Consider the following 7,652-nt stretch of genomic DNA (forward strand, 5'->3'; position numbering starts at 1 on the left):
TCCTTTTCTCATCATACGTACTTTCCCTTATTTGACAAGACGTCTGTTAGTCTTATAAATAGAGACATGCGCTTAAAACAATAAGGATACGCTCGCATGACCCCCAATCAAGACACCTATAACGAACTCCTCAAAGAAGCAGACCGCTATCGATTACTCGCAGAGCAGTCGACTGATTTAATTTCTCGCCACAGTGCAACCCCGGATTGGGTTTTTATTGATGTTAATCCAGCAATTGAGCCCTTATTAGGATTCACTGCAGATGAAATCATAGGCACATCAGGCTACGCTTTATTTCATCCCGAGGATGCTGACAACCTGAAAAACCGTGCGGACAGTGTCAGATACCGCGACGGCCTATACACCAATGTATATCGCTATCGCCATAAGGATGGGCATTACGTATGGTTTGAGACAACCAGTCGAACCATCAAAGACGACGACAATCAACCCGTCGAGGTCATCTGCGTTTCCAGAGATGTAACAGAGCGAGAGTTGGCCTTACAGGCCACAAGACGCCTTGCACGCGTCGTTGAGGCTTCATCAGATATCATCCTATTTTGCAGCCAGCAAGGCCTTGAACTCACGTATGTAAATGAATCGGCACAACGCACCTTATCAATCAACGCGGACACAGGCCACCTTCCTGCTTTATCGCTATTTTTTGAGCCTAACTATTTCAAGTCACAGGTGATAACGGCACTGGAAAGCGCTGCAAACACAGGCAACTGGAACGGCACCCTAATACTGGACTTACCAAAAGACAGCCAATGCATGGCTGAGTTACGGGAGATCATTGCTCATCGTGACAGAAACAATCGCACTCAAGTTGAGTACTATACCCTGATTGGGCGTGACGTCACCCTTGAAAGGAAAGCGGAAGAGCAAGCAAAACGACAGCAAACAGAAATGGCTCATTTGTCACGACTACTATCCGTCGGTGAGATGGCCACTGAGCTTGCACATGAGGTCAATCAACCGCTCGCTACTATTTTAAATTACAGTAACGGGACGCTCAGACAAATTGAGGAACAACAAATCACTCAGCTTGAGCATGCTAAACATGCGCTTAAGCTTATTTCGCGCCAAGCCCATCGCGCCGCTGAAATTATTAAACGTATTCGTCGTTTCGTGCAAAGAACAGACTATCAGCGGACCCTTTTTTCGATCAACGACTGCTGTCACGAGGTGGCAGAGTTTTTGAAACAAGAGGCAACTGATCAAAAAATTGAGTTTATTTTTGAGTTGGATGCAAGCGCACCTAAGGTTGAAGGTGACCGCGTACAAATTGAGCAGGTCATTATGAATTTAGTACGAAATGCCATTGAAGCTTACTCTCATAAGAACATTGCATTGCGTTATGTCATACTCTGCACATTCACTGAAAAAAACTTCATAATAGTCAAAGTTTCTGACAATGCGGGAGGGATTGATCCAGGCCTTCAAAGCACTTTATTCGATCCGTTTACCACGAGCAAAACAAGTGGGCTTGGCATGGGACTTTCGATTGCTCGCAGCTTAATCGAAAGCCATGGAGGCCAACTCTGGTTAGAACCTAACGGCGTTGCCGGCAGTCACTTCTTATTTAAACTTCCTACGAGGGCCCGACATGAGCCAAAACAATAAAACGGTTTTTTTAGTCGACGATGATCAAGATTTCCGTGACTCCATGTGCTGGCTGCTTGAGTCAGCCGGATATATCGTTAAACACTATGATTCAGCTGATCGTTTTCTACATGAATACGACCTCAGCATGGGTTGCTTATTGCTTGATGTTCGCATGCCGGGAACCAATGGCTTAGCCTTACAACAGATACTCGCTGAAAAGCACATTCCACTGCCCATTATTTTAATTAGCGGCCATGGCGATATCCCCATGGCAGTAAACGCAATTAAAGCAGGTGCTTTAGACTTTATTGAAAAGCCTTTTGATGACAAATTACTATTAAGCCTTGTCGAAAAAGGGCTCACGGAAGCACAGCAACGTTTTGCTTCATACAAAGAAGAACAAAAGATTTTTCAGCACTATGATCAACTAAGTGGACGTGAAAAAGAGGTCATGTCCTTAGTTACGGCGGGCAATGCCAATCGTGAAATTGCTGAGATTCTCAAAATCAGCCCCAAAACAGTTGAAGTGCATAGGGCCAGAGTTATGAGCAAAATGCATGCAGAGAATCTCCCAGAACTGGTGAACATGAGCACTTTGCTGAAACAATACGGATCTCTACTTTCTTGACTTTGATCAACTTAGCAAGCAACCGATTAGTCAAAGGTGTCAAAAAATCGTAAAATACACGCTCTAAAATAACGATAAATCATCCAAAGTGTTTACGATATGTTAAAAATTCTTGTAAGCGCCTGCCTTTTGGGCGCTAAAGTTCGCTATGATGGCCAAACCTGCCCTCTTCAACATCCAACGTTACGGCTTTGGCAAACTGAAGGCAGGCTTGTTATGGCCTGCCCCGAAACGCTTGGAGGTCTCCCAACGCCAAGACCTCCTGCAGAAACCCAATCCAGATTTCCAATTCTGATTACAACGGATAAAGGTGACGATGTAACACCTGAGTTTTTAGCAGGGGCTGAAGCAACGCTGGATATTGCCAAGAAGCACCACGTATGCTGCGCACTCATGAAATCAAAAAGTCCTTCTTGTGGCAATAACGAAATTTACGACGGAAACTTTTCTAACACTCTGATAAGGTCACCCGGCGTTGCAGCGAATGAACTCATTCGCAATGGCATCCCTGTCTTTAATGAACACCAAATTGATGAGTTAATTAAATTTGTCGAAGAGGCAAGCTTCGCCGCTTAGCAAATATCCCCTCTCAATACTTGTTACACTTGGCATAGCCACCTAAAATGGTGGCTATTTTCGTCAACTACGGAACATCAGCCTTATGCGTGCCAGTCAATACTTAATCTCAACGCTAAAAGAAACACCTGCAGATGCAGAGGTGATCAGCCATCAACTCATGCTTAGAGCTGGCATGATACGTAAACTTGCCTCTGGACTTTACACTTGGCTCCCTATGGGTCTTCGTACATTACGCAAAGCAGAGCGTATTGTTCGTGAGGAAATGGATGCATCGGGTGCTCATGAAGTGCTAATGCCGGCAATTCAACCAGCCGAACTCTGGCAGGAGTCAGGACGTTGGGAAAAATATGGCCCAGAACTGTTGCGCGTCAATGATCGCCACAACCGTGATTTTTGCGTAGGGCCAACGCATGAGGAAGTGATCACGGACATGATCCGCCGTGAAATTAAAAGTTATAAGCAACTTCCTGCCAACTTCTATCAAATTCAAACAAAATTCCGTGATGAAATCAGGCCCCGTTTCGGTGTAATGCGCTCACGCGAATTCATCATGAAAGATGCGTACTCGTTTCACTCAAACAGAGAGTCGCTTCAAGACACCTATCAGCTCATGTACGATACTTACACGCGTATTTTTACGCGTATGGGGCTGGATTTCAGACCTGTCTTAGCCGACAACGGATCTATTGGCGGAAACTCATCTCATGAATTCCATGTTCTTGCCGAATCGGGCGAAGACGATATTGCTTTTTCCGATACAGGAATCTATGCCGCCAACATTGAAAAAGCCGAAGCTCTGGCTCCAAGCTACCCTCGCGCAGAAGCCACGCAAGACATGCATTTAGTCGATACACCTAAGGCAAAAACCATTGCGCAACTGGTCGAGCAGTTTAATCTCCCCATTGAGAAAACGGTGAAAACACTGATCGTCAAAGCCAGCGATCAAACCGATGCTGAGTTTGTAGCGCTATTGGTTCGCGGTGATCATGAACTCAATGAAATAAAAGCGGAAAAACATCCGCTCGTTGCTGCACCTTTATGCTTTGCAACAGAAGATGAGATTCGTGCACTACTCGGTGCAGGCCCAGGCTCTTTAGGCCCCATCAACCTCCCTATTCCGTGCATCATTGACCGCACGGTAGAGCGTATGTCTGATTTTGGTGCTGGTGCAAATATTGAAGATAAACATTACTTTGGTATCAATTGGGACAGAGACTTGCCTACACCTGAAGTCGCAGATCTACGCAATGTTGTACCCGGTGACCCAAGCCCTTGTGGCACAGGACAGCTTGAAATCAAACGTGGTATCGAAGTAGGTCATGTTTTCCAGCTCGGTAATAGTTATTCTGCAGCCATGAATGCGACCGTCCTAGATGAAAACGGCAAATCCGTTATCATGGAGATGGGCTGTTATGGTATCGGCGTCACACGTGTCGTTGCTTCAGCCATCGAGCAAAACCACGACGACAAAGGCATCATTTGGCCTGTTGCACTGGCCCCCTTCTCCGTTGCCCTCGTGCCATTAAACTACGACAAATCTGAAGATGTTCGTCAGCAAGCGGATGCACTTTATGCGCAATTGACGACGGCAGGCATTGATGTACTGTTAGATGATCGCAAAGAAAGACCCGGTGTTAAGTTTGCGGATATGGAGTTAATAGGTATTCCCTATCGTGTGGTTATTTCTGACCGCGGCTTAACAAATGGTATGGTTGAGTATAAAGCGCGACAGGATGCGGAATCTCAGGATATCAATCTCAGCAAGATTTTTGAGTTGCTTGTTAACAATATTCGCAACGCATAAGTTAATATCGCTTTAGCAAAAAAAAGAGGCTTATTTAGAGCCTCTTTTTTTATGCCAACTTCATGATCAGACATCGGCTACTCGATCCATCGAGTAGCCGGATTGCTCTAGCTTAGTTATCGATATTTAGCATACCTTTACTAATCAAGTCATTCAGGAATTCAGCCGAACTTTCACCGTTCATTTGCACTCCCTCCAAGACAATCTTCTGATCGGCATTCTCTGGATTACCTAATAAGCCTCCATCTGTCTTGATGAATAGAACCGTAGAATCACCGTCCTGCTCTGCCAAGATAAAGTCATTGATGGTTGACTCAGACTCTCCAGACAATAGATCTTTCAAATCCAACACATTGTTGCCTGTTGAGAAGTCTTTAACAACATCAACTGCTGGGGCACCCACACTTCCTTGATCATTGAGTTCCCACTTGAAGACATCATCGCCTTCCCCACCAAAGAGAATGTCATTGCCTTGACCACCGATAATCAGGTCATTGCCGCTGCCACCCACAATCGTGTTGTCGCCTTCATCCCCTCTGAACACTTCACCGGCTTGCGCTGTTTTACCATTCAGGTTAATGGTAAGTACAGACTGAACCTGATCTCCATCCGCATCTGTTAAGACGTAAGTGAAGGAGTCTTGAACTAACTCATTTGGCTTCAGTGTCGATAGCACATCAGGTTTAGCAATGTAGGTATACGAACCATCCTCTTGGATAGTCAGGCTACCGTACACTCCATCAATTGTGCCAGATGCGGCATTGATACCAGACCATTTCACAGCATCTGCAACGGCAGCACCATCGGCACCGAAGTTGTAGTCAACTTGACCCTCAATCGACGGCAGCGCATAGGTTGAGACGAGCTGTCCAACAAGTTCAAACGAGTTAGAACGAGTCTCAGTCGTACGAATTTGCTCAACCACATTTCCATTTTGATCAATAAACCCTTTCACTTGGAACTGGTATTCACGACCATTAACGATAAACGTCTGTGTAGCATCCACATTCGTAATGGTGACAATATCATCATTATCCGGATGTGTTGGCGTCGAGTTCGTATTTGACGTCTCATTATGATCCAAAACGATTCTCGCTTCGACTGCCTGCAGCTCTCCCTCGATAACAAGATTAAAGCGAACAATCAAATCCGTACCCGTAAAGTTGCTTGAACCCGACGAGATTGGGAAGTTGTTGTGTGTGAAGACACCCAATGTAATCAACTGATCAAGTGCAATATCAGTCTCAACACGCAACTCCTCATTATCGACAAAGGTATAACCAGAGCGTTGCGAACCAGACGTTGGTGTACCCCATTCAAGCTTATCAACGAAAGTATCTTGATCGACATTTGTACCTGTCGCTGCGCCGAAAGACTCAAAACCAGCTTCAAAGGAGCCTATTTTTGCCTCCACGAGATTCACGTCAAGTGATACTTCAGTTTCAGCTGCAACTGGAACATCATCAATGATATTGGCTTTAAGCTGAGTCGTCGCTTCAGCACCACTCGCACTGGTTACGGTAATGTCGAACAACCCTTTAGAGAGTTCGTCTGCACCTTGTGCAGAATGTGCTTCAGGTGATGTCAAATCAAACTCGTAGTTTAACTTGTAGATACCTGATGCCCCCTCTTCAAAGCCTGTCAGTGTCACCGTGTTTCCAGCCGCTGTGGTCAACACAAAAGGTGTATCTGCAAGGTTATTTAGCTGCTCTTGATTCAACAAAGCTCCATCAATCAAGATTGACGTAATTGCATTTGCAGATGTGATCACTACTTGGCCACTGGCTGAAGTTGACCCTTCACCAGCCGCTGATCCTTCCGGCAAGAATTTCTCTTGTACCGTTGGCGCTGTAACCTGCATTGTGATGAAGTTAGAAACACCATTTAGATGAATCTCCAATGAGGACTCAACCAAATCACCATCTGCATCCTTCAGCACGTATGTGAATCGATCAACTAAGACTTCACCTAACTGCAGCTTATTGCGAGCCTCCGTCTTGACTTCATAGCTGTAGCTGCCATCTGGATTGATAGTCAAAATACCAAGATCCGTTTCAATCACACCGGATGCAGCATCAATATCCTTCCAAATCACGGGATCTTCATCAGCGGCGCCATCGGCACCCCAGAAGTAGTCAACCTGCCCCTCAAACACAGGGAGATCAGACGTTGAAGCCAATTCGGCAAAGAGTTTAAATGAGTTAGACGCCTGTTCGGTTGTTCTAATTTCATCAACAATATTACCGTCTTGATCTAAGAAGCCCTTAATTCGGAACTCGTAGATGCGATCATTGATTTCATAAGTTTGAACAAAATCAATATTCGTGATCTTGATGATGTCATCATTTTCAGGTGCTTGCGGATCCGAGTTTGTATTCGGTGTTTCATCGTGCTCAAGGAACACTTGACCCGAAATCTCTTGTTCAACACCATCAATCACCAACGTAAATTTAACTTCCAATACGGTGCTTGTCAGGATCGAGCCCGACGACAGAATTGGGAAGTTGTTGTGGGTAAAGGTTCCCAACTCAATCAATTGGTCAGTGAAAATCGTGTCACCTGTACGGAAGTCTTCATTATCCTCGAATACATAGTTCGAACCTTGGGAACCATTTGCAGGCGTACCCCAAGTTAAGCGATCCGCGTATGCATCTGCATCAAGGACCTCACCTGATACTCTTCCATTAACAGCGGTAGTTTCTTCGAGCAAGAAGCCTGCTTTGAAACCAGAAATTCCAGCTTCAGTCAGGGCTACACCGATGTTTTCTTTTACATCTTCCGCTGCAGGAATATCGTCAACAATAGAGACTTCTACCTCAGAACCTTCCACATTTCCACGTTGATCCGTGACTGACAAGCTGATTGGCTCTTTGGCCAACTCATCTGTTCCTTGTTCAGGATGTGACGCTGGGTTTAACAACTCAAACGTGTAATCAACTTGGTAAGCGTTATCGTTGACTTGTGTAAAGCCAACGATCTCAACCAAGTTACCTTCTGGTGTGGTGATGCTAATCGGCGATGCATTGCTCGCTT

General features: G+C 45.3%; 5 protein-coding genes. 4 read left to right on the forward strand and 1 reads right to left on the reverse strand.

All coding sequences use genetic code 11. The features are described 5' to 3' along the window. Window positions 1-96 precede the first annotated feature (96 nt). The 4 genes from F5971_RS13635 to F5971_RS13650 all read left to right on the forward strand — a co-directional run bounded on the left by F5971_RS13635 (window position 97) and on the right by F5971_RS13650 (window position 4,619). Window positions 97-1,626, forward strand: coding sequence for a sensor histidine kinase (locus tag F5971_RS13635; protein ID WP_036510353.1), 1,530 nt, complete (start codon window positions 97-99; stop codon window positions 1,624-1,626). Then, window positions 1,610-2,236 carry a response regulator transcription factor gene (locus F5971_RS13640; RefSeq protein WP_036510350.1) on the forward strand — a complete coding sequence of 209 codons (627 nt, stop codon included), beginning with the start codon at window positions 1,610-1,612 and terminating at the stop codon, window positions 2,234-2,236. The genes F5971_RS13635 and F5971_RS13640 overlap by 17 nt, the downstream gene beginning before the upstream one ends. Window positions 2,237-2,335: 99 nt before the next feature. Beyond that, on the forward strand, window positions 2,336-2,812 hold the full coding sequence (locus tag F5971_RS13645) for a 2-thiouracil desulfurase family protein (RefSeq protein WP_036510347.1): 477 nt from the start codon (window positions 2,336-2,338) through the stop codon (window positions 2,810-2,812). An 85-nt stretch (window positions 2,813-2,897) separates the two neighbouring features. Further along, a complete protein-coding gene (locus F5971_RS13650; RefSeq protein WP_193495418.1) occupies window positions 2,898-4,619 on the forward strand; it encodes a proline--tRNA ligase in 1,722 nt (573 codons plus the stop codon). A gap of 112 nt (window positions 4,620-4,731) precedes the next feature. Here F5971_RS13650 and F5971_RS13655 read toward each other — a convergent pair. Beyond that, on the reverse strand, window positions 4,732-7,652 hold a 2,921-nt coding region (locus tag F5971_RS13655; protein WP_193495420.1), incomplete at its 5' end, for a choice-of-anchor K domain-containing protein.

Source organism: Nitrincola alkalisediminis (genome assembly GCF_009821115.1).
Lineage (GTDB): Bacteria > Pseudomonadota > Gammaproteobacteria > Pseudomonadales > Balneatricaceae > Nitrincola > Nitrincola alkalisediminis.